Source organism: Streptomyces sp. NPDC054883 (assembly GCF_053610645.1).
This window is the reverse complement of sequence record NZ_JBSGYT010000074.1, coordinates 1-25,602: the sequence shown is the minus strand read 5'-3', so window position 1 is coordinate 25,602 and position 25,602 is coordinate 1. Positions and strand designations below refer to the sequence as shown.

Annotated in this window: 22 protein-coding genes and 2 tRNA genes; 21 read left to right on the top strand and 3 right to left on the bottom strand. The window is 71.7% G+C overall.

All coding sequences use genetic code 11. The features are described 5' to 3' along the window. From ACWGH1_RS33545 to galE, 6 genes are all read left to right on the top strand, one after another. A partial coding sequence (locus ACWGH1_RS33545) for an Rne/Rng family ribonuclease (protein ID WP_453409288.1) occupies nt 1-3,192 on the top strand: 3,192 nt, incomplete at its 5' end. Between the two features lie 277 nt (nt 3,193-3,469). Next, on the top strand, nt 3,470-3,790 hold the full coding sequence (rplU, locus tag ACWGH1_RS33540; protein WP_030159347.1) for a 50S ribosomal protein L21: 321 nt from the start codon (nt 3,470-3,472) through the stop codon (nt 3,788-3,790). A gap of 13 nt (nt 3,791-3,803) precedes the next feature. After that, nucleotides 3,804-4,058, top strand: a complete 255-nt coding sequence (gene rpmA, locus ACWGH1_RS33535; RefSeq protein WP_030013081.1) for a 50S ribosomal protein L27 — start codon at nt 3,804-3,806, stop codon at nt 4,056-4,058. Between the two features lie 179 nt (nt 4,059-4,237). Further along, nucleotides 4,238-5,689: a GTPase ObgE gene (obgE, locus tag ACWGH1_RS33530; RefSeq protein ID WP_453356415.1), complete on the top strand. Its 1,452-nt coding sequence runs from the start codon at nt 4,238-4,240 to the stop codon at nt 5,687-5,689. A 69-nt stretch (nt 5,690-5,758) separates the two neighbouring features. Then, nucleotides 5,759-7,384, top strand: a complete 1,626-nt coding sequence (locus ACWGH1_RS33525; RefSeq protein WP_453356416.1) for a glycosyltransferase family 2 protein — start codon at nt 5,759-5,761, stop codon at nt 7,382-7,384. A gap of 57 nt (nt 7,385-7,441) precedes the next feature. Then, nucleotides 7,442-8,443, top strand: coding sequence for a UDP-glucose 4-epimerase GalE (gene galE, locus ACWGH1_RS33520; RefSeq protein WP_453356417.1), 1,002 nt, complete (start codon nt 7,442-7,444; stop codon nt 8,441-8,443). A gap of 70 nt (nt 8,444-8,513) precedes the next feature. Here the strand turns inward: galE and ACWGH1_RS33515 are convergent, their stop codons facing one another. Further along, entirely contained in the window at nt 8,514-9,707 is a 1,194-nt protein-coding gene (locus tag ACWGH1_RS33515; protein ID WP_453354836.1) for a glycosyltransferase, read from the bottom strand. Next, nucleotides 9,704-12,574 (bottom strand): bifunctional glycosyltransferase/CDP-glycerol:glycerophosphate glycerophosphotransferase, encoded by a 2,871-nt coding sequence (locus tag ACWGH1_RS33510; RefSeq protein ID WP_453354835.1) that lies wholly within the window; start codon nt 12,572-12,574, stop codon nt 9,704-9,706. The genes ACWGH1_RS33515 and ACWGH1_RS33510 overlap by 4 nt, the downstream gene beginning before the upstream one ends. A gap of 181 nt (nt 12,575-12,755) precedes the next feature. On the opposite strand from ACWGH1_RS33510, the gene ACWGH1_RS33505 reads away from it, so the two are divergent. The 7 genes from ACWGH1_RS33505 to ACWGH1_RS33475 all read left to right on the top strand — a co-directional run bounded on the left by ACWGH1_RS33505 (nt 12,756) and on the right by ACWGH1_RS33475 (nt 19,739). Continuing rightward, the gene (locus tag ACWGH1_RS33505) at nt 12,756-13,745 is read left to right on the top strand and encodes a glycosyltransferase family 2 protein (protein ID WP_453354834.1); all 990 of its coding nucleotides are present in this window, start codon (nt 12,756-12,758) and stop codon (nt 13,743-13,745) included. Next, nucleotides 13,742-14,215 carry a GtrA family protein gene (locus tag ACWGH1_RS33500; protein WP_453354833.1) on the top strand — a complete coding sequence of 158 codons (474 nt, stop codon included), beginning with the start codon at nt 13,742-13,744 and terminating at the stop codon, nt 14,213-14,215. The genes ACWGH1_RS33505 and ACWGH1_RS33500 overlap by 4 nt, the downstream gene beginning before the upstream one ends. Before the next feature lie 78 nt (nt 14,216-14,293). Beyond that, nucleotides 14,294-15,421: a glutamate 5-kinase gene (proB, locus tag ACWGH1_RS33495; RefSeq protein ID WP_453354832.1), complete on the top strand. Its 1,128-nt coding sequence runs from the start codon at nt 14,294-14,296 to the stop codon at nt 15,419-15,421. 96 nt (nt 15,422-15,517) lie between these two features. Then, the gene (locus tag ACWGH1_RS33490; RefSeq protein WP_453354831.1) at nt 15,518-15,928 is read left to right on the top strand and encodes a hypothetical protein; all 411 of its coding nucleotides are present in this window, start codon (nt 15,518-15,520) and stop codon (nt 15,926-15,928) included. Nucleotides 15,929-16,590: 662 nt separating this feature from the next. Then, nucleotides 16,591-17,865: a glutamate-5-semialdehyde dehydrogenase gene (locus ACWGH1_RS33485; protein ID WP_453354993.1), complete on the top strand. Its 1,275-nt coding sequence runs from the start codon at nt 16,591-16,593 to the stop codon at nt 17,863-17,865. A 77-nt stretch (nt 17,866-17,942) separates the two neighbouring features. After that, a complete protein-coding gene (locus ACWGH1_RS33480; RefSeq protein WP_453409287.1) occupies nt 17,943-18,500 on the top strand; it encodes an SCO2584 family spore wall biosynthesis protein in 558 nt (185 codons plus the stop codon). An 81-nt stretch (nt 18,501-18,581) separates the two neighbouring features. Continuing rightward, the gene (locus ACWGH1_RS33475; RefSeq protein WP_453354995.1) at nt 18,582-19,739 is read left to right on the top strand and encodes an SCO2583 family membrane protein; all 1,158 of its coding nucleotides are present in this window, start codon (nt 18,582-18,584) and stop codon (nt 19,737-19,739) included. Here ACWGH1_RS33475 and ACWGH1_RS33470 read toward each other — a convergent pair. Beyond that, complete coding sequence (locus tag ACWGH1_RS33470; RefSeq protein ID WP_453354996.1) at nt 19,726-20,826, bottom strand: M48 family metallopeptidase; 1,101 nt, start codon at nt 20,824-20,826, stop codon at nt 19,726-19,728. The two genes, ACWGH1_RS33475 and ACWGH1_RS33470, sit on opposite strands and share 14 nt — an antisense overlap. 140 nt (nt 20,827-20,966) lie before the next feature. On the opposite strand from ACWGH1_RS33470, the gene ACWGH1_RS33465 reads away from it, so the two are divergent. The 8 genes from ACWGH1_RS33465 to ACWGH1_RS33430 all read left to right on the top strand — a co-directional run bounded on the left by ACWGH1_RS33465 (nt 20,967) and on the right by ACWGH1_RS33430 (nt 25,563). After that, entirely contained in the window at nt 20,967-21,134 is a 168-nt protein-coding gene (locus ACWGH1_RS33465) for a hypothetical protein (RefSeq protein ID WP_453354997.1), read from the top strand. Between the two features lie 78 nt (nt 21,135-21,212). Then, on the top strand, nt 21,213-21,830 hold the full coding sequence (gene nadD, locus ACWGH1_RS33460; protein WP_361310888.1) for a nicotinate-nucleotide adenylyltransferase: 618 nt from the start codon (nt 21,213-21,215) through the stop codon (nt 21,828-21,830). A gap of 29 nt (nt 21,831-21,859) precedes the next feature. After that, a complete protein-coding gene (locus ACWGH1_RS33455) occupies nt 21,860-23,506 on the top strand; it encodes an LCP family protein (protein ID WP_453409286.1) in 1,647 nt (548 codons plus the stop codon). Nucleotides 23,507-23,624: 118 nt separating this feature from the next. Further along, a complete protein-coding gene (gene rsfS / locus ACWGH1_RS33450; RefSeq protein WP_136215683.1) occupies nt 23,625-24,071 on the top strand; it encodes a ribosome silencing factor in 447 nt (148 codons plus the stop codon). An 86-nt stretch (nt 24,072-24,157) separates the two neighbouring features. Continuing rightward, the gene (locus ACWGH1_RS33445) at nt 24,158-24,778 is read left to right on the top strand and encodes a histidine phosphatase family protein (RefSeq protein WP_453357531.1); all 621 of its coding nucleotides are present in this window, start codon (nt 24,158-24,160) and stop codon (nt 24,776-24,778) included. A gap of 113 nt (nt 24,779-24,891) precedes the next feature. Beyond that, nucleotides 24,892-24,964, top strand: a tRNA-Ala gene (locus ACWGH1_RS33440). A gap of 144 nt (nt 24,965-25,108) precedes the next feature. Next, nucleotides 25,109-25,342 carry a hypothetical protein gene (locus ACWGH1_RS33435; protein WP_136215681.1) on the top strand — a complete coding sequence of 78 codons (234 nt, stop codon included), beginning with the start codon at nt 25,109-25,111 and terminating at the stop codon, nt 25,340-25,342. Between the two features lie 148 nt (nt 25,343-25,490). Next, nucleotides 25,491-25,563 (top strand) — tRNA-Ala (locus ACWGH1_RS33430). The last annotated feature ends 39 nt before the right edge of the window (nt 25,564-25,602 follow it).

Genomic DNA, 25,602 nt, shown 5'->3' with positions numbered 1-25,602 from the left:
GCCGAGGCGCCGGCCGCCCCGGCGCCGGCTCGTGGCGCCCGCCGCGCCGCGCGTCCCGCCGTGGCCGTCTTCCAGGCCCCGGTGTTCGCCGAGCCGATGTTCCAGACGCCGGAGACCGCCGCCATGGCCGCCGCGGCCGCTGCCGCCGCCTCCCAGGCCGAGGAAGCCGAGGAGGAGGAGCCCGAGGCCGAGGCCCCGGCCGCCGCGGCCCCCGCCGCGCAGCCGGCCGGCCGTCGCCGCCGCCGCGGCCGCGGCGCCGTCGAGACCGCTCCGGCCGCCGAGCCGGCCCCCGTCTCGGCCGCCCCCGTCTCGCTGGCCGACGTAGAGATGCACGAGGCCGAGGAGACCGAGGCGGAGGCCGAGGCCGCCGACCTGGAGGACGACGAGATCGACGGCGAGCGTCCGTCGCGCCGTCGCCGTCGCGGTGGCCGTCGCCGCCGTCGCGGTGAGGCCGCCGACCTGGACGAGTCCGCCGATGAGGACGCCGAGGCCGAGGCCGCCGAGCAGGAGGCCGACGAGGAGGCCGAGGACGACGAGGCCGACGAGTCCGGCGCCCTGGGCTCCAGCTCCAGCCGCCGTCGCCGTCGTCGCCGCCGTCGCAGCGGTGACAGCGGTACGGACGTCGAGGCGTCCGAGGAGGACGGGGTCCGCACCGTCGTCAAGGTCCGCGAGCCGCGGCCGGCCCGCGAGAAGGCCGAGCCGTCGGACGAGGTCCAGTCCATCAAGGGCTCGACCCGTCTGGAGGCGAAGAAGCAGCGCCGCCGCGAGGGCCGCGAGCAGGGCCGCCGTCGCGTCCCGATCATCACCGAGGCCGAGTTCCTGGCCCGCCGTGAGGCCGTCGAGCGCGTGATGGTCGTCCGCCAGGCGGGCGAGCGCACCCAGATCGGCGTCCTTGAGGACAACGTGCTCGTCGAGCACTACGTCAACAAGGAAGAGGCCACCTCGTACGTCGGCAACGTCTACCTGGGCAAGGTCCAGAACGTGCTGCCGTCGATGGAGGCCGCCTTCATCGACATCGGCAAGGGCCGCAACGCGGTCCTGTACGCCGGCGAGGTCAACTTCGAGGCGCTGGGCATGGCCAACGGCCCCCGCCGCATCGAGTCCGCCCTCAAGTCGGGCCAGTCGGTCCTGGTGCAGGTCACCAAGGACCCGATCGGCCACAAGGGCGCCCGCCTGACCAGCCAGGTCTCGCTGCCCGGCCGGTACCTGGTCTACGTGCCCGAGGGCTCGATGACCGGGATCAGCCGCAAGCTGCCCGACACCGAGCGCGCGCGGCTGAAGACCATCCTCAAGAAGATCGTCCCCGAGGACGCGGGCGTCATCGTGCGCACCGCCGCCGAGGGCGCGAGCGAGGACGAGCTGCGCCGTGACGTGGAGCGTCTGCAGGCCCAGTGGGAGGACATCCAGAAGAAGTCGAAGCAGATCACGACGTCTTCGCCGAGCCTGCTGTACGGCGAGCCGGACATGACCGTCCGGGTCGTGCGCGACATCTTCAACGAGGACTTCTCGAAGGTCATCGTCAGCGGTGACCAGGCGTGGGAGACGATCCACGGCTACGTGTCCCACGTGGCGCCGGACCTCGCGGACCGGCTGTCGCGCTGGACCTCCGAGGTGGACGTCTTCGCGACGTACCGGATCGACGAGCAGCTCGCCAAGGCGCTCGACCGCAAGGTGTGGCTGCCCTCGGGCGGCTCCCTCGTGATCGACAAGACCGAGGCGATGATCGTCATCGACGTCAACACCGGCAAGTTCACCGGTCAGGGCGGCAACCTCGAGGAGACCGTCACCAGGAACAACCTGGAGGCGGCCGAGGAGATCGTGCGCCAGCTGCGGCTGCGCGACCTGGGCGGCATCGTCGTCATCGACTTCATCGACATGGTGCTGGAGTCGAACCGGGACCTGGTGCTGCGCCGCATGCTGGAGTGCCTGGGCCGGGACCGGACCAAGCACCAGGTGGCCGAGGTCACCTCGCTGGGCCTGGTGCAGATGACCCGCAAGCGGGTGGGCCAGGGTCTGCTGGAGTCCTTCTCCGAGACCTGCGTCCACTGCAACGGCCGCGGTGTGATCGTGCACATGGACATCCCGACCGCGGCGGGCGGCGGCGGCAACGGCAAGCGCTCCAAGCGCCGTGGCGGCCGTGGCCACGAGCACGACCACGAGATCGAGGCCGTCGACACGGTCGAGACCGTCGACGCCGAGGAGTACGAGGCCGAGACGGAGGCGGAGCTGGCGGCCGAGGTCGCGGCCCCGCGTGCGCTGCCCGAGCCGGAGTTCGCCGCGGGCGAGGAGCTGTACGGCAGCCCGGCCGAGGCGGAGGCCGCCGCGGGCATCAGCAGCCGGCGCAACCGTCGTCGGGCCACCCGCAAGGCGACCGCTCCGGCGGGCGCCCCGCGCGGTGCGGCCGTCCCGGCGCAGGCTCCGGCCGAGGTGGTCCCGGTGACCCCGGTCATCGAGGAGGAGCCGGTGACGGCTCCGGCCGACACCGTCCTGGAGCCGGCCGCCGAGGTCGTCGCCGAGGCCGTGGAGGCCGCCGAGACGGTCGTGGCCGCGCCGGTGGAGGAGGCCCCGAAGGGCCGTACGCGTCGGCGTGCGACCCGTAAGGCGACCGCCCCGGCGGGTGCTCCGGCGGCTTCGGCCGAGCCGGAGACCGTGGTCGAGGCCGTGGTTGAGGCCGTGGTTGAGGCCGTCGTCGAGCCCGAGCCGGCCCCCGTGGTCGAGCCCGAGCCCGCGCCGGTCGCTCCGGAGGCTCCGGCCGAGCCCGTGGTCGAGGCCGCTCCGGCCCGTCCGCGCCGCCGTGCCACCCGTAAGGCCACCGCCCCGGCCGGTTCCCCGGCGGGCGCGGCCGAGGCGGCGGTCGTGGTCGTGGAGACGCCGTCGGCGGAGCCGCAGGCACCGGTGGATGCGGCGCAGGCCGAGGCCGAGGAAGCCGTTCCGGCCGTCGCCAAGAAGGCGGTCCGCAAGACGGCCGCCAAGAAGGCGGCCACCACCGCGGCCAAGAAGGCCCCGGCGAAGAAGGCCCCGGCCAAGAAGGCGGCGGCGACCAAGACCGCCACCGCGAAGAAGACGGCCGCCAAGAAGGCCACCACGGCCACCACGGCGGCCAAGAAGGCCCCGGCCAAGCGGGCTACGAAGAAGACCGCAGCGGCCGAGCAGCAGACGCCGCCGTCGGTCTCGGCCCCCGCCGAAGGCTGATCCGTCGTACGGCCGTGGGCCCCGCCGTCCGGCGGGGCCCACGGCCTTGCGGAGGCCGGTTTGACCCCCCGGAACCAGCCCCGTAACCTAGACCGTCGGCATGTCCTAGACGATTTGACGTCTAGTGCGCGTCGCGCTCCTGAGCACCTTCCTCCCTATCGCTGCGCCTGTGCGCGGCGCGGGAGAGGCCGCTCGTCCAATCCGGATCACCGTGGGCCCCGGCCCATGTGAGCGGCTGGCTTCAGGAGCATCCGTCCCGAGTGAGAGAGAGATCCGCGTGTACGCCATCGTGCGCAGCGGTGGTCGCCAGCACAAGGTTGCTGTTGGTGACATCGTTGAGGTTGACAAGATTTCCACTGCCAAGGTTGGCGACACGGTCGAGCTCTCGACCCTGCTCGTTGTCGACGGCGACGCCGTGACCAGCGACCCGTGGGTGCTGGCCGGGATCAAGGTCCAGGCCGAGATCGTGGACCACCACAAGGGCGCCAAGATCGACATCCTGCGCTACAAGAACAAGACCGGCTACCGCCGTCGCCAGGGTCACCGCCAGCAGTACACGGCGATCAAGGTCACCGGTATCCCCACGGCTGCGAAGTAAGAGGGACTGAGACATGGCACACAAGAAGGGCGCATCGTCCACCCGGAACGGGCGCGACTCCAATGCCCAGCGGCTCGGCGTGAAGCGCTTCGGCGGTCAGGTCGTTTCCGCCGGCGAGATCCTCGTCCGCCAGCGCGGCACCCACTTCCACCCGGGTTCGGGTGTCGGTCGTGGTGGCGACGACACGCTGTTCGCGCTGCAGGCCGGTTCGGTCGAGTTCGGCACGCACCGTGGCCGCAAGGTCGTCAACATCGTTCCGGCTGCCTGATCCAGCTCCTGCTGATCAGCGGTACGTAACTTCCCGAGGGCGGATCTCAGCTCTTCCCGGCGCGAGCCGGGAAGAGAGGTCCGCCCTCGGCGCGTTGGTCATATAGACCACGTTTAATGGGCAGTGGTAGCAATACGGACTGCCCGGGACATTTCCCGTATGTATCTGGAGGAACACCCATGACCACCTTCGTGGACCGCGTCGAGCTGCACGTCGCCGCGGGTAACGGGGGCCACGGCTGCGCCTCCGTTCACCGGGAGAAGTTCAAGCCGCTCGGCGGCCCCGACGGCGGCAACGGCGGCCGTGGCGGCGATGTCATCCTGGTGGTGGAGCAGGCGATCACGACTCTGCTGGACTACCACCACAGCCCCCACCGCAAGGCCACCAACGGCAAGCCCGGCGAGGGCGGCAACCGCTCCGGCAAGGACGGCCAGGACCTGGTCCTGCCCGTGCCGGACGGCACCGTCGTCCTCGACAAGGAGGGCAACGTCCTCGCCGACCTCGTCGGCCAGGGCACCACGTACGTCGCCGCAGAGGGCGGCCGCGGGGGCCTGGGCAACGCCGCGCTGTCCTCGGCCCGCCGCAAGGCGCCCGGCTTCGCGCTGCTCGGCGTCCCCGGCACCACCGGCGACATCGTCCTGGAGCTCAAGACCGTCGCCGACGTGGCGCTGGTCGGCTTCCCGAGCGCCGGCAAGTCCTCGCTGATCTCGGTGCTCTCCTCCGCCAAGCCGAAGATCGCGGACTACCCCTTCACCACCCTCGTCCCGAACCTGGGCGTGGTCACGGCCGGCTCGACCGTCTACACCATCGCCGACGTCCCGGGTCTCATCCCGGGCGCCAGCCAGGGCAAGGGTCTGGGCCTGGAGTTCCTGCGCCACGTCGAGCGCTGCTCGGTGCTGGTGCACGTACTGGACACCGCCACCCTGGAGTCCGACCGCGACCCGATCGCCGACCTCGACGTCATCGAGGAAGAGCTCAAGCTCTACGGCGGCGGACTGGAGAAGCGCCCGCGGCTCGTCGTCCTCAACAAGGTCGACATCCCGGACGGCCAGGAACTCGCGGACATGGTCCGCCCGGACCTGGAGGCGCGCGGTTACAAGGTCTTCGAGGTCTCCGCGGTCGCCCGTACGGGCCTCAAGGAGCTCTCCTACTTCCTCGCCGAGGTCATCGCGAAGGCGCGCGCCCGCAAGCCGAAGGAGGAGGCGACCCGCATCGTCATCCGCCCGAAGGCCGTGGACGACGCCGGCTTCACCGTCACCTACGACGAGGTCGAGGACGTCTACAACGTGCGCGGCGAGAAGCCCGAACGCTGGGTCCGCCAGACCGACTTCAACAACGACGAGGCCGTCGGCTACCTCGCCGACCGGCTCAACCGCCTCGGTGTCGAGGACGCGCTCAAGAAGGCCGGCGCCCGCGCCGGTGACGGCGTGGCCATCGGCTCCGACGAGAACGCCGTCGTCTTCGACTGGGAGCCGACCATGATGGCCGGCGCCGAGATGCTGGGCCGCCGTGGCGAGGACCACCGCATGGAGGCTCCGCGCCCGGCCACGCAGCGGCGCAAGGAGCGGGACGCCAAGCGCGGCGACGGCGACTCCGCGCAGCAGGAGTACGACGAGTTCCGCCCCTTCTGAGGCGGGACCGCCGACGCGTGACCGGTCCTGTTGAGGTGGCCTTTATCCGGGTCGCCTAGGATCAACTGGGTGACCAGCATCAATGCCGCCACCGTTTCCGTCGTGGTGATCGCGTACAACGACGCCGGGCTCGTGGGCGAGGCCGTTACCTCGGCTCTCGCCCAGGGCCCGGTGGTCGCCGAGGTCGTCGCCGTCAACGACGCCTCCTCCGACGACACCGCGCGGGTGCTGGACGAGCTGGCGGCCCTGCACCCCCGGGTGAAGGTCCTGCACCGGACCGAGAACAGCGGCGGCTGCGGGACCCCGCGCAACGACGGGATCGCGGCCGCGACCGCCCCGTACGTGCTCTTCCTCGACAGCGACGACGTCCTGCCGCCCGGTGCGGCCGACGCCCTGGTCGGCGCCGCGCGGCAGCACAAGGCGCCGGTGACCGTGGGCGCGTGCGTGCGGCGCGAACTGCCGCAGTACCAGGACGTGCCGTGGGTGCCGGGGCTCTACACGCCCGGTGACGTGATCGAGCGGCCCACGGAGCGGACCGGGCTGGTCCGCGACACCCTGTGCGTCAACAAGCTCTACGAGCGCGCCTTCCTGGACGAGCACGCGATCCGGTTCCCCGACGGCCGCTTCCGCTACGAGGACTTCGTCTTCACCGCCCGCGTACTGGCCGCGGAGCCCCGTGTCGCGGTGATCGGCGACCTCGTCTACGTCTGGCACGTGCGCCGCGACGCCGCGCGGGTGTCGATCTCCCTCGACCGCAAGGACGTCGGCAACTGGCGGTCGCGCATCGAGGCCCACCGCACCGCCTCCCGGATCCTGTCCGAGTCCTCGCCGGAGCTGGGCCGCGCCTGCCAGGTCAAGTTCCTGGAGTACGACCTGCGCATGTACCTGCGCGAGATCGGCCGGGACCCCGAGTACCAGGCCGCCTGGTGGACCCTGACGCGGGATTACCTGGCCGGCTTCGCCGACGCCGAGATCGAGGCCGCCGGGGCGCACGCGCGCTGGATCGTCCGGCTGCTGCGGGCCACCGCGACCCCGCCCGCCGACCTCGCGCGGCTCGCCCGCTTCGCCGCCGAACCCCCGCGCCTGGAGCCCCCGTACGCGACGGCCGCCGACGGGCTGCCGGTGTGGAGCGTGGAGCTGCCGGTGGAGCTGGACCGGCTGGCGGAACTGCCGACGGCGGAGCTGCCCGTCACCATCGACGCCCGGGCGGCGGGTGTGGCGGGGCTGCGCCTGCGGGTGCACGACCTGTACGGGCGCCTCGCCGCGGCCGGGCCGCTCACCGCGCGGCCGGTGTTCCTGCCGCGCTCGGGCGGGGAGGCCGTCCGGGGGGAGCCGGTGGAGCTGCGCGCGGCGCCGGACGGCGACGGCTGGGTCTGTGACGTGCCGTTCCGCCTGACCGTGCTGGCGGAGTCCGGGCGGCGCCAGGGGCGGCGCGGGATGCAGGCCTGGGGGGTGCAGATCGGCGTGGAGTGTGCCGACGGGAGCTCCGTGCTCACCTCCCCGCGCCCCTTCGACGACCTGCTGCGCCGACGCGCGCTGTTCAGCAGCCGGTACGGTGTTCTGCTGGCGCAGCCCTACCGCACGGCCGGCGGTTCGCTGGCGGTGCGGCTCGCGCCGGGTGCGGCGGGTGCGCTCAGCTTCGTACGCAACCGGCTCGGCAGGGCCAGGGCCAAGGCGGCGCTGAGGTCCGGCTGACCGGCGCCGCAGGCACAGGGCAGACCCACAGGACAGACAGGACTCGGGAGACTAGGCATGACATTTCTGATCACCGGCGGCGCCGGGTACATCGGTGCGCACGTCGTTCGCGCGATGCTCCTCGCGGGCGAGCAGGTCGTCGTCCTCGACGACCTCTCCACGGGCGACGAGAGCCGTGTCCCGGAGGGCGTGCCGCTGGTGATCGGCTCGGTCCTGGACCGGCTGACCCTGGACGAGACCATCGCGCGGCACGAGATCACCGGCGTGGTGCACCTCGCGGGCAAGAAGCAGGTCGGCGAGTCCGTCGAGAAGCCGCTGTACTACTACCACGAGAACGTGCAGGGCCTGACGGTCCTGCTCCAGGCCGTGGCCGCCGCCGGCATCCGCAACTTCCTCTTCTCCTCCTCCGCCTCCGTCTACGGGATGCCGGACGTCGACCTCGTCACCGAGGACACCCCGTGCCTGCCGCTGAGCCCGTACGGCGAGACCAAGCTGGCCGGTGAGTGGCTCGTCCGCGCGGCCGGGAAGGCCCACGGCATCTCCACCGCCTGCCTGCGCTACTTCAACGTGGCGGGCGCCGCGACGCCGGAGCTCGCCGACACCGGCGTCTTCAACCTCGTCCCGATGGTCTTCGAGCGCTACACGGCCGGTGAGGGCGCGCGGATCTTCGGTGACGACTACCCGACGCCCGACGGCACCTGCATCCGCGACTACATTCACGTCGAGGACCTGGCGGACGCCCACGTGGTGGCCGCCCGCAAGCTCGCCGAGTGGGGCGCGCAGGGCCAGTATCAGGACCTCACCGTCAACATCGGCCGCGGCGAGGGGGTCTCCGTCCGCGAGATGGTGGAGCTGATGAACGCCCACACCGGGCACGACATCGCACCCGTGGTCACCCCGCGCCGCCCCGGTGACCCGGCCAAGGTCGTGGCCTCGGCCGACAAGATCGCCGCCGAGCTGGGCTGGAAGGCCAAGCACGACGTCCGCGAGATGATCACCTCGGCCTGGGCGGGCTGGGAGGCCAACCGGGTGGGCGCCGTGGAGCAGGTGGGCAGGTAATCCGCTCGTAGGAAACCGCCCGCCCCGGATCCGGTCCGGGGCGGGCGGTTTCCGTACGTACGCGAGGAGGTCAGCGCTCCAGGAAGGAGAACAGCTCCTCCCAGCGGTCGGTGATCTCGGCACTGGAATAGCGGCGCACATCGCGAAACGCGGTGTCGCCCAGCCGGTCGCGCAGCTCGCCGTCCGTCATCAGCACGTCCAGGTGCCCCGCCAGCTCCATCGTGTTGCCGAGCCGGGCCAGCAGCCCGTCCTCACCGTGCCGCACGATCTCCCGTACGCCCGGCGCGCAGTCGAAGGCGACCACCGGCAGGCCGGCGGCCATCGCCTCCAGCAGCGTGATGGGGAACCCCTCGGCCCGCGAGGCCTGCGCGAACACCGAGGCCCCGCGCAGCGAGCCGAGCACGTCGTCGGTGCTGCCCATCCACTGCACGGATTCCTCGATGCCGAGCTCGGCGGCGTGCGCCCGCAGCTTCGGCTCCTCCACGCCGGCCCCGTAGATCCGCAGGACCCAGTCGGGGTGCCGCGGCGCCGTGTCCGCCCAGGCGTCGAGCAGCAGGTCCACGCCCTTCTCGAACGCGAGACGGCCCACGCTCGCCACGACCTTCTCGGTGCGCGGTGCGGGGGAGTCCGGCATGAACGGCAGCGGGTTCGGCATGCTGTCCACGTTCTGCACGCCCGCCCGGATCCACAGGTCCGCGTCCTCGGGCGTCAGCACGAGCAGCCGGTCCGCGTCCTGGTAGAAGCGGCGTACCCGCTCGCCGCGGGAGGACGTGTGACTCGCCTCGTAGGACTCGTGGCTCATGCCGATCAGGGTGAGCCCCTTGGTGTCGGCGAGCGCCACCCACTCCATCGCCCACACCTGCGTGACGATGACCACCGCGCCCGGGCGCGCGGCGCGGAACAGGGAGCTCAGCGTCTCGGCCTTGGCCCGCATCCCCGCGCGGCGGGCCGCCTGGCGGCGCCGCTCCGGTGCGTTGAGCCGGCCCTTGAGGCCGCTCAGCCGGCGCGCGGCCGGCGGACGGGACGTGTACAGGGTCGTCGTCTCGTAGGGGAGGTCCGGCGGGAACTTCTGCCGCAGCTCCTCCTCGACCGGCGCGATGCCGATCACGTGCACCCGGTGCCCGCGGTCGGTGAAGAGCCGGGCCATCTGGTGCGACCAGGTGGTCACCCCACCGAGCTCGTCCACGCTGTTGGACACGAGGAAGATGTCACGGCCGTCCGGCGCGGACGCGGCGGCCGGGTCGGCGGCGTTCTGCTGGCTCACTTGCCGCTCCTGGTGAAGAACTTCTCGACGATCTGGCGGGCGGCGTCCCCGCGGTCGTACTCGCCGAACTCGGTGAGGAAGCGCTGGCGCGCCTCCGCGTACTTGGCGTCGGCCTCGTCGAAGGCGGAGACGGCCTGCATCAGCTCGTCGGCGGTGGCCACCACCGGCCCCGGCGCCTTCTCCTTGAGGTCGAAGTAGGTGCCGCGGATGTCCGTCGCGTACGCCTCGTAGTCGTAGGCGAAGAACAGCATCGGCCGGTCCAGCACCGCGTAGTCGAACATCACGGACGAGTAGTCGGTGATCAGGCCGTCGGCGAGGGCCAGCAGCGGCGTGATGTCGTGGTGCCGGGAGACGTCGATCACCCGGCCGGCGACCGACGGCGGCAGCGAGACGCTGTTCAGGTAGTGCGTGCGCACCAGCAGGACGAAACGGTCACCCAGCCGGTCCGCGAACTCCTCGACGTCGAAGGGGAAGACGAAGTTCTCCACCGCGCCGTCGGCGCCCGCCCGGAAGGTCGGCGCGTACAGCAGCACGCGCTTGTCCGGGTCGATGCCCAGCTCGGCGGCGAGCGGCCCGCGGATCCGCTCCCCGCTCTGCACCTCGGCGCGGTGCGCCTCGACCAGGGCGTCGTTGCGCGGGTAGCCGCTGCGCATCAGTACCTCGTCGCGCAGCCGGAAGCCCTTGGCAAGGGTCCGGGCATCGTGCTCGGAGCGGATCAGGAAGTGGTCGAAACGGTCCACGGCCGCCTGGAAGCGGTCCTGGCCGGCCTGGCCCTGGGCCTTGGTGCGGGGCTCGTGGAAGCCCATCCGCTTGAGCGCGGAGCCGTGCCAGGTCTGGATGTACGTGGTCCCCGCGCGCTTGGTCAGCGCCAGCGGGAAGCCCTGGTTGTCGACCCAGAACTCGGCCTGCGCCAGCGCCCGCAGGTAAGGCCAGCCCCAGCGGCGGACCAGCGTGGCCTCCTTGGGGAAACCGGTGGGCTTGGCGCCCGCGTACGACCAGATCGCCTCGAACGGCACGCCCTGGCGCACCATCTCCTCGTAGATCGCCTTCGGGCTGTCGCTGTACTGCTTGCCCATGTGGCTCTCGAAGACGACGGTGCCCTTCTTGACCGGCAGCTTCGAGAAGACCTCGTGGTAGACCTTCACCTTCTGCTCGCCCGAGCCGATGTTGCGGCGGGCCCGCAGGGCCTTGCGCAGGCCGCGCTTGACCACGCCCGCGGCCCTGCCGTGCATGGCGCTGTCGATCAGCGTCCGGGTGCGGACGGCGGCGGCGCCCTCGGCGGTCAGGACGTAGGAGAGGTTGCCCTTCTTGGTCACCTCCGGCTCGAAGCGGTCGGAGACCAGCCGGGTCAGCCGCGGCCGCACGCGCAGCCGGGCGGCCGACTCCAGGTCGACCCCGCCGACCGAGACGCGGGTGGTGATCCGGTCGCTGCCGGACGTCAGCTTCAGCCGGACGTCCCAGACGGCGTCGATGATGCCGAGCGGGCGGACGGTGCTCGCGACGTCGGCGGTCGCGGTCCACTCGATCGTGTCACCGGCGTGGCGCACGGTTGTCGCCGGGAAGCTGAACGAGCGCACGCCGATCTGCCGGCGGGCCCGGAATTCGAGGGTGGCCTTCAGCTCCTGCCCGTCCTTGATGCGGCCGAGCGGGTTGACGACGGCCCCGGACAGCGTGACGGTGCCGCGCCCGTCGTCCTCGTAGGAAGTGAGGCGGTTGCCCAGGGAGAGCGAGGAGAGCGGGGCGGTGTGGAAGCCCTGCTCGGTGACGTCCAGTATCCGGCGGCCCTCGGCGTCGTCGAGGTGCCGGCCGCACCAGTAAACGCGGCCGTCGCGCTCGGCCAGCGGGGACGTGAGCCGCCCCTTGTTGGTCATCGCGTCCGCGGCCGGAAGCAGGTTGTCCCAGTCCTCCCTGCCCAGCAGGTAGGCGCAGATGGCCTGGAGGTGGTTGACGCTCTCGTACGCGGCGGGATCGATGCCGGCCAGGTAGCCGTTGGCCAGCCGGGCGAACTCCTGGCGGTACGCGTCGCCCAGCAGGGGCAGGTCGCGCAGGTGCAGCACCAGGTCGTGCTTGAGGAACTTGGCGTCCTTGGCGGTCTTGATGTCGGTGTGGCCCTTGGCGGCCAGCAGCTCGTCGACGCGGCGGTGGATCTCCATCCGGTGGACGAAGTTCGCGATCTCGTGGCGCCGGTTGCTGATCGACTTCGCCTCCGCCTTCTCGACCACGTTCCAGAAGTAGACGTGGTTCGGGATCAGCGTGATGCGGCGCGCGGCGACGTACGCCTGCGCGGAGAACAGCAGGTCCTCGTAGTGGATGCCGACCGGGAACTCCAGGCCCTGCTCCAGCAGGAACTCGCGCCGGTAGCACTTGTTCGTCGAGAGGGTGTCGTACACCAGCAGGTCCGGGTACTCGGTGATCGACTCCAGCGTGCGGGTGCGCGAGTAGATCCACGGGTACCACTCGGTGGTCTTGCCCCACCGGTTGTCCAGGTGCACCCGGACGCACATGCCCGAGACCAGGTCGGAGCCGGTCCGCTCGGCCGCGGCCAGCATGTTCCGGCAGGCGTTTCGTTCCAGCACGTCGTCGCTGTCCAGGAACATGACGTAGCTGCCGGTGGCCTGCTGGATGCCGTGGTTGCGCGGCGCGCCGCAGCCGCCGCTGTTCTCCGGCAGGCGGAAGGCGCGCACCCGGCCCGGATGCGCCGCCTCCAGTTCCTGGGCGACCGCGTAGGACCGGTCCTTGCTGCAGTCGTCCACGATCACGACTTCGACCCCGTGCAGGGTCTGGTCCAAAACCGACTGGACGGCTGTCGACAGACGCTCTGCGTCGTTATAGACGATGACGACCACGGAGACGTCAGGCACGTGCACCTCGATCCCTTTGTTCCATCCGCCCCCGGACTCCGTCCGGGGGGACCCCCCGCCCGTCAAAGCTACCGTGTGTCACGCGAGACTCCGGCAGGCCGGTCCCGCCGTGCATACTTCTGAGGAAGAGGTGTGTGGCGGGTCCGGTCGCCGACAATCACCCGTTCGGACCCAGCAGGAAGTGTTCATGACCAAGCTGTCGGTAGTTGTCCCTTGCTACAACGAAGAAGCAGTCATCGACAGTTTCGACGTCGAGATCCGCAGGGTCCTGGACGCGCTGCCCGTCACCTATGAGGTGTGTTACGTCGACGACGGCAGCCGCGACGGCACCCTGGAGAAGCTCCGCAAGATCGCCGCGGAGCACGGCGAGCAGACGCGCTACGTCTCGTTCAGCCGGAACTTCGGCAAGGAGGCCGGCATGCTGGCCGGCCTGCGCGAGGCCACGGGTGACGCGGTGGTCATCATGGACGCCGACCTCCAGCACCCGCCCGAGCTGATCGCCACCATGCTCGACTACCACCGGCAGGGCCACGACCAGATCATCGCCCGGCGCACCCGCGAGGGGGACAGGAAGGTCCGCTCCGCGCTCAGCCGGCTGTACTACCGCGGCGTCAACCGCTGGGTGGACGTCGAGCTCACCGACGGCGTCGGTGACTTCCGGCTGCTCTCCCGGCCGGCCGTCGACGCCCTGCTGTCGCTGCCGGAGTACAACAGGTTCTCCAAGGGGCTCTTCTCCTGGATCGGTTTCGACACGGTCCACTTCGACTACCGCAACGCCCAGCGCGAGGCCGGCGAGACGAAGTGGAAGTTCGGCTCCCTGCTGAACTACGCCATGGACGGCCTGATCTCCTTCAACAACCGGCCGCTGCGGATCGGGATCTGGCTCGGCGTGTCCCTCGTGGGCCTCACCGGGCTCTACGCGCTGTGGATCACCGTGATGGCGATCACCCACGGCGTCGAGTCCCCCGGGTACGTCACCCTCGTCGCGCTCATCACGGGCCTCGGCGGGGTACAGATGATCATGCTGGGGCTGATCGGCGAGTACATCGGCCGCATCTACTACGAGACCAAGCGCAGGCCCCACTTCCTGGTCAAGGAGGCGCACGGCGCCGGGCGCCCGCAGGCCGGGCGCATGGACGCCGCCGAGGCCGTGATCGTGGAGCGCAGCCGCGGATGACGGCCGACGGCACCCCCGCCCGCGGCACCGGCACGCCCGCCCGCGGCACCCGGCGCGAGCAGCTCGGGCAGATCCTCCGCTTCGGCCTCGTGGGCGGGGTGAACACCGCCACCTTCTTCGGCATCTACCTGCTCCTGCACCCGTGGATGCCGTACTTCGCCGCCTACACCCTGGCCTTCCTGCTGTCGATGGTCGGCTCGTTCTTCATGAACACCTACTTCACCTACCGCACCCGGCCGACCTGGAAGAAGTTCGCGCTCTTCCCGCTGACCAACGTCACCAACTACGTGATCCAGTCGGCCGGCCTCTACGCGCTCGTCACCTGGGCCGGAATGGACACCCGGATCGCGCCGCTGGTCGCGGCCGTCGTGGCGATCCCGTTCACCTTCCTGCTCTCCCGCAAGATCCTCGTCCCCGGGGCGGCCCGCGCGGCCGGACAGGACCCGGCCCGGAGCCCGTCCACGCTCTGAAACCGCCGCGCGGGTGCGCCCGGCCACCCCGTAGATTGAGGGCGCAAGGATCAGCAGGGCAAGGGGCAAGGGGAACACGTGTCAGCGGCTAGGCAGAGCGTCGTGGACGCCCGCAGGATCGTGGTCAAGGTCGGCTCCTCCTCGCTGACCACCGCGGCGGGCGGGCTCGACGCCGACCGGGTGGACGCGCTGGTCGACGTACTGGCCAAGGCCCGCAGCGGCGGCGAGAAGGAGATAGTGCTCGTCTCCTCCGGAGCCATCGCCGCCGGACTCTCCCCCCTCGGACTGCGCCGCCGCCCGAAGGACCTGGCCCGCCAGCAGGCCGCCGCCAGCGTCGGACAGGGCCTGCTCGTCGCCCGGTACACCGCCTCCTTCGCCCGGTACGGCATCCGCGTCGGCCAAGTGCTGCTGACCAGCGACGACACCAGCCGGCGCGCCCACTACCGCAACGCCTACCGGACCCTGGACCAGCTCCTCGTCATGGGAGCCCTGCCCGTCGTCAACGAGAACGACACCGTGGCCACGGACGAGATCCGCTTCGGCGACAACGACCGGCTGGCGGCCCTCGTCGCCCACCTGGTCCGGGCCGACCTGCTGGTGCTGCTGTCCGACGTCGACGGCCTCTACGACGGGGACCCGTCGCTGCCCGGCACCACCCGCGTCGAGGAAGTGCGCGGCCCCGAGGACATCGCCCACGTCTCCATCGGCAGCGCCGGCAAGGCGGGAGTCGGCACCGGCGGCATGGTCACCAAGGTCGAGGCCGCCCGGATCGCGGCCGCCGCCGGGATCCCCGTGGTCCTCACCTCCGCCAGCCAGGCCGCGGACGCCCTCGCCGGGCGCGGCACCGGCACCCTCTTCCACGCGACGGGCCGCCGCTCGGCGGACCGGCTGCTGTGGCTCCAGCACGCCTCGGCCCCGCAGGGGCACCTCGTACTCGACGACGGCGCGGTGCGCGCGGTCACCGAGCGCGGCAGCTCGCTGCTGCCCGCCGGAATCGCCGCCGTGGAAGGCGAGTTCGTCGCCGGGGACCCCGTGGAACTGCGCTCCGCGGACGGCCGCGCGGTGGCCAGGGGCCTGGTCAACTTCGACGCCAAGGAGCTTCCGAGGCTGCTGGGGCGCTCCACCCGCGAGCTCGCGCGAGAGCTCGGACCCGCGTACGAGCGGGAGGTCGTCCACCGGGACGATCTGGTGCTGCTGGAGGGCTGAGGTTCGGTAAAACCGCCGCACGGCAGGCCAAGGACTGGTCAACTGTGAGAGGCAGACGGACGCGCGGGGCGTGGCGGAGCAGACAGGAGGCGGCTGGTGAGGCGAGCGCTGACCAGCGTCGGCACCGGGGACGGTGACGGCGGCGGAGGCGGGGACCAGGGCGACACCTCCCGTCTCTGGCACGTGACCCTGAGCGTCTCCGGCAAGCCGGCCCCGCTGCGCGAGGTGCGGCGCGGGCTCGAGCAGCTCGCGCATGATCATCCGTTTCTGCTGACCAGCCGGTATGCCGATGACCATGCGGAGATCCGGTACTGGGAGGAGGCCCGCGACCTGCACGACGCGGCGGCCGTCGCCCTGCGGCTGTGGGGCGAGCACCGCTCGTCGGCGCGGCTGCCTCCGTGGGAGATCGTCGGCCTGGAGGTCATCGACCGCGCGACCTACCACCAGCGGGTGGCGGAGGGTTACGGCCCGCCTCCGGCCCACCCGGTCGGCGTGCATCCTTACTAGACGCGTCCCTCGCACCGGTCAGCGCCGGGGTGCTTCCCGGGCTTCGGCCCGCTGCGGCGGCCTCCGACCGCCGGACGTGGGGCGGGGTCCCGTGGGCTGCCGGTCAAGTAGGCCGTTCCGTCGGCCCGCGCTTGCGGGCCCGGCGCCGGCGGCCACCGGCTGCGGGCCGCTGCGGCGAACTCCGTCCGCCAGGGGGAGCCCGCTTGTTCCGGCCCGTCCGGCGCTTGAGGACCGGGTCCGGGTGGAGCACCGCTTGTCGCAGCCGTCCGGCGTTCAGGACCGGGTCCGGGCGGGGGCCGGGTGCTCCGGCCCATCCGGCGTTCGGGAACGCGGTCCGGGCGGAGCCCGCTTGTTCCAGCCCGTCCGGCGTTTGAGGACCGGGTCCGGGCGGAGCCCGGGGAAACGGTGGAAGGGCGGGGTGGGGCAAGGCTCCGCGCAGCGGCCGGCCGGGCCCGCCTGGCATGGGCCGCCTGGCATGGGCCGCCTGGCACGGGCCCGCCTGGCACGGGGCCGCCCGGCTAAGGCCCGCCCGGCATGGGCAGCCCGGCCCCGCCGCGGGCGTCTCGGGGGCCCGCCCGCCGACCGGCAGGGGTCCGCACGGCAGGCGTCTCGCGGGGTGAAACCCCATCCGGCCGGGCCCCGCCGGCGACTACCCTGGCCGCATGACCTCGTACGACGCCCCCAGCCCCGTCACCGCCACCGCGCAGGCCGCCCGGACCGCCGCCGCGGCCATCGCCCCGCTCCCGCGGTCCGCCAAGGACGCAGCCCTCCTGGCCATCGCGGACGCGCTGGAGGCCCGTACGGCCGAGATCGTCGAGGCCAACGCCGTCGACACCGCCAAGGCCGCCGCGGCCGGCACGAGCGAGACCGTCATCGACCGCCTCACCCTCACCCCCGAGCGCGTCCGCGCCATCGCCTCCGACGTGCGCGACGTCGCCGCCCTCCCCGACCCCGTCGGCGAGGTCGTCCGCGGCTCGACCCTCCCCAACGGCATCGACCTCCGCCAGATCCGCGTCCCGCTCGGCGTCGTCGGCATCATCTACGAAGCCCGCCCCAACGTCACCGTCGACGCCGCCGCCCTCTGCCTGAAGTCCGGCAACGCCGTTCTCCTGCGCGGCAGTTCCTCCGCCTACGCCTCGAACACCGCCCTCGTCGGGATCCTCCGCGACGCCATCGTCTCCACCGGGCTCCCCGCGGACGCGATCCAGCTCGTCCCCGGCGAGTCCCGCGACTCCGTCCGCGAGCTGATGCGCGCCCGCGGCCTCGTCGACGTCCTCATCCCGCGCGGCGGCGCCTCGCTCATCAAGACCGTCGTGGAGGAGTCGACCGTCCCGGTCATCGAGACCGGTACCGGCAACTGCCACGTCTACGTCGACGCCCAGGCCGACCTGGCCATGGCGGTGGACATCCTCGTCAACTCCAAGGCCCAGCGGCCCTCCGTGTGCAACTCCGCCGAGACGCTGCTGGTCCACCGCGACATCGCGGCCGCCTTCCTGCCCCTGGCGCTGGACGCCCTCGCGGACGCCGGCGTCACCGTCCACGGGGACGGCGAGGTGCTCTCGTACGCCGAAGGCACCAAGGTGACCGCGCTGCCCGCCACCGACGAGGACTGGGCCGCCGAGTACCTCTCGTACGACATCGCGGCCGCCGTCGTGGACTCCCTCGACGAAGCCGTCAGCCACATCCGCCGCTGGACCTCCGGGCACACCGAGGCGATCGTCACCACCTCGCAGGCCGCCGCCCGCCGCTTCACCCAGCTGGTCGACTCGACCACGGTCGCCGTGAACGCCTCCACCCGGTTCACGGACGGTGGTCAGTTCGGCTTCGGCGCGGAGATCGGCATCTCCACGCAGAAGCTGCACGCCCGCGGCCCGATGGGCCTTCCCGAGCTGACCTCGACCAAGTACATCGTCACCGGCGACGGTCACGTCCGGTAGTCGCCCACCGCACCCGGTGTGGCCGGATTTCCGCTCACACCCTGCCCAAAGCAGTCCCTCGGGTCTACTCTGGTCGCGTGCCGGACGACGTGGGGGACAAGCCGTTCCCGGACGACGGTGAGCCCGACGACGACCGCGGAGGCGCGGATCAGGACTTCGCCTCCGTGGTGTTCGACGAGGCCTTCGTCCGGAACGCCGAGATTCACGAACCGAGCGCGGCCGAGCGTCAGCGGGCCGCCGACCGGGCCCGCGCCGAGGCCGCCGAAGCCGCGCGCGTGGCCGGCGGCCGGCCCGGCGAAGACGACTACGACGGCTACGGGTACGGTCCGCCCGGCGCCTACGGCCTCGACGAGCCCGGCTGGGAGCACGCCCGCTACGGCCACGGCTACCCGGAAGGCCCCTACGGCGCCTACGGGGGCCGGCTGCGGCCCTACCGCGGCCGCTCGCCGTGGCTTCGGCCGGTCGCCTGGGTGCTGGCCGTCGTGATGGGCCTGGGCATGGTCGCCCTGGCGTTCAGCGCGGTGTACCGCAGCGCCGACGGCGACCCGGATCCGGCCCCCGCCCCGTCCAGTACGCCGCTGCGCGAAGTCACCGGCGCCGGGGCGTTTACGTACCCCGTCGGCCGCCAACCCTGAAAGTACGACCCCTTGAGCACGACCCCACTCGCGTGACCGGAGCCGGGGGCTTCTCTGAACCGGGGACAGCGGGGAGAAGCGATGGCCGTTCCAGGAGATCCGCCCAACGGCACCCCCGACGGCATCGGCGGTGGCGATGACGACTTCCGGCCGGACGAGTACCGGTCCGTGGTGTTCGACGAGGACTTCGTCCGCGCGGCCCGGCTCCAGGAGTACTCCGCCGAGGAACGGATGGGCGAGCACGCCCGGGCCGTCCGCAGCCGTTCCCTCTGGTCGGGCGGCGGTGTGGGGCACCGCACCGGCACGCCCGGCAGGGGAGCCCGGCAGGGCATGCTGCTCGTGCTGCTCATCGCCACGGCCTTTGCGGTCGCCGTGTACATGGGCCTGCGCAACCCGTACGTGCCCACGCCCGAGACCGAGGCCCGGCCGCTCGGCAGCGTCGTCGTCCCGCTCGCGCCGACCGCCGCCGTGCCCGGCGGACGCCCGGCCGACCTGTTCGCCGACAGCCCCGCGGCGCAGTACCCGGTGGGCGCGGCCGGGATCACCCTGCCCGCCGTGCGCCGTACCGCGCATTTCAACGAGAGCCAGATCGTCTCGGCGCTGTCCATCGCGAAGGACTACCTGGTGCAGTCCTCGCTGGACCCGGACGTCCTGGCCGGGACCGCCACCCGGCCCGTGCGGGTCCTGCTCGACCCGGGCCAGCTGCCGCAGTTCGACCACAGCATGACCTCGCCCTCCGGGGACGGCCGGCACGCCGCCACCGGGTGGCTGGTCCGCTTCGACCCGGGCACCGCGGTGGTCGTCGACTCGCGCGTACGGGTCAGCGGCACCCTCGCCTTCGAGGAAGTCACCCCCGATGCGGTGGAAGTCACCACCGACCACACCTTCGTGTACGCGGTCGGACCCGCCGGAGGGTCTCCGGCGGCCGCCGCCGGGGCCTCGCTCTTCACCGTGCGCCGCGAGCTGCAGCTGCGCTTCGACCGCACGGACCTCACGGCCCGGCGTGCGGAGCTGGTCTCGGCCTACGTGGTGGCCGGACCGCAGGACTGTGCCACCGACCCGGCGGCGGCGTTCCGTCCGCTGCTGGCCGGGGCCGGCCCCACCACTGTCGGCCCGCCGGCCAGCGACCCGTACGCCAGCGGCCAGCCGAGGCGCACGGCCGGGCTGTGCGGCGTACTGGCGAGGCCCGCCTCCCCGGACGCCCCGGCGCCGCCGGACGGCGCGACTAGCGCTCCGTAGCCTCGCCCTCGCCGCCGTCCCGGGCGCCGCCCTTCGGGTCCCGGCCGGCCCCGTCCGCCCCGGAGCCTGCGCCGGTGAACACGTCGCGGAGCTTGCCCCCCAGGTCACCCGCACCGCCGGCTATGTCGCCGACCAGCTTCATCAGCGGATCCTTGCTGGTGCGCACGGAGCCGACGTAGTGCGAGGCGGACTCCCGGAAGGAGTCGCTCACCGAGGTGTCCTTGTCCTCGTCCCGCCGCGGGTAGTGGCCGTCCATGATCCGCTGGTAGTCCCGGTGCTGCGACCACTTCTTCAGCTCGGCCGCGCGCACCGTGGTGAAGGGGTGCGTACGCGGCAGCATGTTGAGGATCTTCAGCACCGAGTCGCGCAGGTCACCGCCCGCCTCGTACTCCTCGGCCTGGGCCAGGAAGGCGTCCACGTTCATCTCGTGCAGGTGGTGGCCGCCCGCCAGCTTCATCAGCCCGCGCATCGACGCGTGCACGTCCTGCCCCACCAGCAGTCCGGCCCGGTCCGCCGACAGCTCCGACTTGCGGAACCATTCGCGCAGCGCGGTGACGATCGCCGTGATCGCCACATTGCCCAGCGGGATCCAGGCCACCTTGAGCGCCAGGTTCGTCAGGAAGAGCAGGACCGTTCGGTACACGGCGTGCCCGGACAGCGCGTGGCCCACCTCGTGGCCCACCACCGCCCGCATCTCCTCCTCGTCGAGCAGCTCGACGAGGCCCGTCGTCACCACGATGATCGGCTCGTCCAGCCCGATGCACATGGCGTTCGGCTTCGGGTCCTGCTGCACGTACATCTGCGGGACCCGCTCCAGGTCCAGGATGTAACAGGCGTCGCGCAGCATTTCGTGCAGGTGGGGGAACTGCGTCTCGCCCACCCGGACCGAATCCGACAGGAACAGCAGCCGCAGGCTCCGCTCCGGCAGCAGCCCGCTGAGCGCCTTGAACACCGTGTCGAACCCGCTGAGCTTGCGCAGCGCGACCAGCGCCGAGCGGTCGGCCGGATGCTCGTACGCCCGCGAGGAAATGCCGGGGAACCTCCTGCGGTTCCGGGCCGGTACCTTCTCGGTTCCGGTGTTCGTCATAGCGCCCTCCCCCTGGATAGACCTGTCTGCTTGCGCGTCCATCCTCCCCAACGCCTGAGTCGGCGTGAGCGTGCCCCGGGCCCCCGCATACGATGTGAGGGAAGTCTCCGCTCCCTCCCGACTCGATAGGTACCTGCCTGATGAGCCTCTCCACCACCACCCACAACCTGGTCGTTCTCGCCTCGGAGGGTGCCGAGCAGCACGGCGGCAACCACGACAGCCTGAGCCCCTACCTGACCGGTGGCGGCGCGTTCTTCATCCTGCTGCTCCTGCTCTGGATGACCACGCGCCTCAACCGCGACCGCTAGAGGGTGTCCGGCGCGCCCCCGGGCACCCGCTCGGACGCGGGTCGGGGACGGGCCACCGGGCCAGTAGGCTCTGCGCTCATGGGAGAGCAGGGAACGCCTACCGGCCCGGTCAAGCGCCGCCTCGGCGTGATGGGCGGGACATTCGATCCGATCCACCACGGACACCTCGTGGCCGCCAGTGAGGTGGCCGCACTCTTCCACCTCGACGAGGTGGTGTTCGTACCGACCGGCCAGCCGTGGCAGAAGTCGCACAGCGTCGTGTCACCGGCCGAGGACCGCTACCTGATGACGGTCATCGCGACGGCCTCGAACCCCCAGTTCTCGGTGAGCCGCATCGACATCGACCGCGGCGGACCGACGTACACCATCGACACGCTGCGGGACCTGAGCGCCCTCAACCAGGACTCGGACCTGTTCTTCATCACCGGTGCCGACGCCCTCGCGCAGATCCTGACCTGGCGCAACGCCGAGGAGCTGTTCTCCCTCGCGCACTTCATCGGAGTCACCCGGCCGGGCCACGTACTGACCGACGACGGCCTGCCCGAGGGCGGTGTCTCCCTGGTCGAGGTGCCCGCGCTCGCGATTTCGTCCACCGACTGCCGGGCGCGCGTCGCGCAGGGCGATCCCGTCTGGTATCTGGTGCCGGACGGTGTGGTGCGCTACATCGACAAGCGTGAGCTGTACCGGGGAGCCTGAGCTTCCGGTTCCGGAGAGAGGGGCCCGCGGTGACCGACCGACAGGATCCGTACGACCCGTACGCCGCCCAGGAGCAGCAGCTCATCGGCTACGACCCGTACGGCCGGCCCGTGTACGGGCGGGCGCCCGCCCAGGCCCCGGCGCCCGCGTACGAGCATCCGTACGGCTACGAGTACGAGGGCTACGCCCCCCAGCAGCAGCCCTACTCGCCGCAGCAGCCGCCGGCCGCCCAGGGCTACGGCACGCAGGACGGGACGTACGGCCAGGAGCAGTACGCCCCCGGCCCCGGGTACGACACCCGGCAGGCGCAGCAGTGGATCCCCCAGCAGCAGGCGCCCCAGCAGCACGCCCCGGACCCGCAGCCCGAGCCCCAGATCCCCGAGCCGCGCCGGGCCGCCCCCGAACCCGCGGCCGGCCGGGACTACCGCACCGAGATGTTCGCCTTCATCGACCAGCCGGACGAGGAGTCCGAGGACGTCATCGACTGGCTCGCCTTCACCGAGAGCCGCACGGAGCGCCGCGAGGAGGCCCGCCGCCGCGGCCGCAACCGGATCGTCGCGCTGATCGTCGTCCTCGCCCTGCTCGTCGTCGGCGGCGCCGGCTACCTCTGGTACGCGGGCAAGCTCCCCTTCCTGGACGGGCCGGGCGGCCAGAAGAAGACCGCGGCCGCCGCCGGGGCGCAAAAGCGCGACATGATCGTCGTCCACGTGCTCAACACGAAGAAGGGCGGCTCCTCCACGGCGCTGCTCGTCGACAACGTGACCACGAAGCAGGGCGCCACGCTCCTGCTGCCCAACACCCTGACCGTCCCCCAGCAGGACGGCACCGACCAGCCCCTGTCCAAGGCGGTCGAGGGCGGCGGCCTCGGCACCCGTGAGGCGCTCGACTCGGTCCTCGGCACCCGGATCGGCGGCACCTGGCGCCTGGACACCCCCTTCCTGGAGCGGCTCGTCGAGCTGGTCGGCGGGATCGAGGCCGACACCGACACCGCCGTCCCCGCCGACGACCAGGCCAAGACCCCGGCCGTGGCCCAGGGGGCGAAGCAGAGCCTCACCGGTGCGATGGCCGTCGCGTACGCCACGTACCGCGGCCAGGGCGAGCCCGAGACCAAGCAGCTGGAGCGGCTCGGCAAAGTGCTGTACGCCGTCCTGCGCAAGATCCCCGGCGACCCGAAGGCGGCGGCGGTGACCGTCGAGAGCATGGGCCAGATCCTGGACCCGGCCCTCAACGCGCAGAACCTCGGCGCGCTGCTGTCGCGGATCGGCGAGCACGCCAAGGTGGGCGCCTACCGCACCGAGGTGCTCCCGGTGAAGCCGGACGGCCGCCTCGGCGACGACGCGGGAAAGAAGGCCGTCGGCGAGATCCTCGGCGGCTCCGTCGCGGCGGTCCCCGGCGCGGCCCCCCGCATCGGCCTCAAGGACGCCACCGGAGACGAGAAGACGCAGCTCGCGGCGAAGGCGGCGCTGCTGAACGGCGGCTACACGCTGGTGGAGGGCGGCAAGGCCGACAAGACCGCGGCCGTCTCGCAGATCACTTACCAGGACGAGGCGCAGCGGCCGAAGGCGGTCGAGGTGGCCAAGACGCTGGGCTTGCCGGAGACGGCCGTGAAGAAGGCCGAAAGTTCGGTGAACGCGGACGTCGTGGTGGTCCTGGGCAAGGACTACAAGGCCTCCTGAGCCGTCGCGTCGCGCCCTTGGGCTGCGGCGTCGCCCGCGCGGAACCTTCCGCGCGGGCGGTGTCGGCGGTACATGAGACCCTTGAGAGGATCTGCCCGCCAACCCGAAAGCATGGCCAGTGACCGCCACGGACCGCTCCATCGAGCTCATCACCGCCGCCGCCCAGGCCGCGGCCGACCGGCTCGCGCACGACATCATCGCGTACGACGTCAGCGACGTGCTGTCGATCACCGACGCCTTCCTCCTCGCCTCCGCGCCCAACGACCGCCAGGTCAAGTCGATCGTGGACGAGATCGAAGAGCGCCTGCTCAAGGAACTCGGCGCCAAGCCGGTGCGCCGCGAGGGCGACCGCGACGCCCGCTGGATCCTGCTGGACTACGTCGACATCGTCGTGCACGTCCAGCACAGCGAGGAGCGGGTCTTCTACGCGCTGGAGCGCCTGTGGAAGGACTGCCCCGAGATCGAGCTCCCCGAGGACGCCAAGCTCACCATCGGCAAGGCCGAAGAGCACGCGAAGCTGCGCGAGGCGCAGGGTGACGACGAACTGGACGGTGATCTGTTCTGAGCACGACCGACACGGGTACGACCGGTACGGCCGCCTCCACCGCACCGGCCGCATCGGACGGCAAGAGCGGCAGGACCGGCCGGAAGATCGTCCTTTGGCGGCACGGACAGACCTCCTGGAACCTGGAGCGCCGCTTCCAGGGCTCCACGGACATCGAGCTGACCGAGACCGGTGTGGCGCAGGCGCGCCGCGCCGCCCGGCTGCTCGCGTCGCTGGGGCCGGACGCCATCGTCGCCTCCGACCTGCGGCGCGCCTCCGCCACGGCCGCCGAGCTGGCCACCGTCACCGGCCTTCCGGTGGCGCACCACGAGGCACTGCGCGAGACGTACGCGGGCGAGTGGCAGGGGCTCACCCACGAGGAGATCCTCCACAAGTACGGCGAGCAGTACGCGGCGTGGAAGCGCGGCGAGCCCGTGCGGCGCGGCGGCGGCGAGCTGGAGACCGAGGTCGCCGACCGGGCCGCGCCGGTCGTGCTGCGCCACGCCGGCCTGCTGCCCGAGGGCGGCACGCTCGTGGTGGTCAGCCACGGCGGGACGATCCGTACGACCATCGGCCGCCTGCTGGGCCTGGACTCGTCCTCCTGGGAGAGCCTGGGCGGGCTTTCCAACTGCTGCTGGTCGGTCCTCGGCGAGGGCGCGCGCGGCTGGCGCCTCATGGAGCACAACGCCGGCACGCTGCCGGAGCCGGTGCTCGGCGACGACGACTGAGCACCGCCGATGCGGGCCCACCGGCCGGATTTCACTTTCCGGCTGGTCACAGGCTAGAGTTCTTCTTGTTCGCAGCGCGGAACGCCGGAAACGGGGGGAGCGCCGCGAGGAGCGGGGCTATAGCTCAGTTGGTAGAGCGCCTGCATGGCATGCAGGAGGTCAGGAGTTCAATTCTCCTTAGCTCCACAATCGGTATCCCGTCCCCAAAAAGGGGGCGGGATACTTGCGTTTGTTCCTTTCGTGCTTGCTGACCCGGCCCGTACCGGCATGGCAGAATCGGACGGCCGGAGGGGGACACGACGGCCCGACGCGGGAGGGAGTCGCTGACGGATGGGTGCACACCGGCGGCGGTGCGACTGGTGCAACAACGGCACGCCGATCGTGCGGGACATGGAGCCGGTCAATCCCGACTACCAGTACTGGTGCGAGGAATGCGCACGGGCGCTGATCATAAAGGGCGACCCCATCGAGACGTACCGCGAGCTGGAGGGCGAGCCGATCTACGGCCGGCTGCTCGACGAGCACTGCACGCTCAAGCGCTTCTACCAGTTCGCCAAGGCGTGATGAAACGGACGTAGTAGTACATGCCGGGCATGGCTCCGAGGTCGCGGAAACCGATTTTTGGACCAGGGCCATGACCGTGTAATGTTTGGGACGTCGCCAAGGGGAACCGGCAAGGGAAACCGAAACGGCAAGCAGTACGGCGGTACAAGGGGCTATAGCTCAGTTGGTAGAGCGCCTGCATGGCATGCAGGAGGTCAGGAGTTCAATTCTCCTTAGCTCCACAGTGAAGAGAAGCGGGCCACCCGGATCGGGTGGCCCGC

Excerpts from the sequence above, each read along its gene's own strand:
- rpmA (WP_030013081.1), top strand. The coding sequence starts at position 3,804 with ATGGCACACAAGAAGGGCGCATCGTCCACCCGGAACGGGCGCGACTCC.
- obgE (WP_453356415.1), top strand. The coding sequence starts at position 4,238 with ATGACCACCTTCGTGGACCGCGTCGAGCTGCACGTCGCCGCGGGTAAC.
- galE (WP_453356417.1), top strand. The coding sequence starts at position 7,442 with ATGACATTTCTGATCACCGGCGGCGCCGGGTACATCGGTGCGCACGTC.
- ACWGH1_RS33505 (WP_453354834.1), top strand. The coding sequence starts at position 12,756 with ATGACCAAGCTGTCGGTAGTTGTCCCTTGCTACAACGAAGAAGCAGTC.
- ACWGH1_RS33500 (WP_453354833.1), top strand. The coding sequence starts at position 13,742 with ATGACGGCCGACGGCACCCCCGCCCGCGGCACCGGCACGCCCGCCCGC.
- ACWGH1_RS33485 (WP_453354993.1), top strand. The coding sequence starts at position 16,591 with ATGACCTCGTACGACGCCCCCAGCCCCGTCACCGCCACCGCGCAGGCC.
- ACWGH1_RS33475 (WP_453354995.1), top strand. The coding sequence starts at position 18,582 with ATGGCCGTTCCAGGAGATCCGCCCAACGGCACCCCCGACGGCATCGGC.
- ACWGH1_RS33470 (WP_453354996.1), bottom strand. The coding sequence starts at position 20,826 with ATGACGAACACCGGAACCGAGAAGGTACCGGCCCGGAACCGCAGGAGG.
- ACWGH1_RS33465 (WP_453354997.1), top strand. The coding sequence starts at position 20,967 with ATGAGCCTCTCCACCACCACCCACAACCTGGTCGTTCTCGCCTCGGAG.
- nadD (WP_361310888.1), top strand. The coding sequence starts at position 21,213 with ATGGGAGAGCAGGGAACGCCTACCGGCCCGGTCAAGCGCCGCCTCGGC.
- ACWGH1_RS33435 (WP_136215681.1), top strand. The coding sequence starts at position 25,109 with ATGGGTGCACACCGGCGGCGGTGCGACTGGTGCAACAACGGCACGCCG.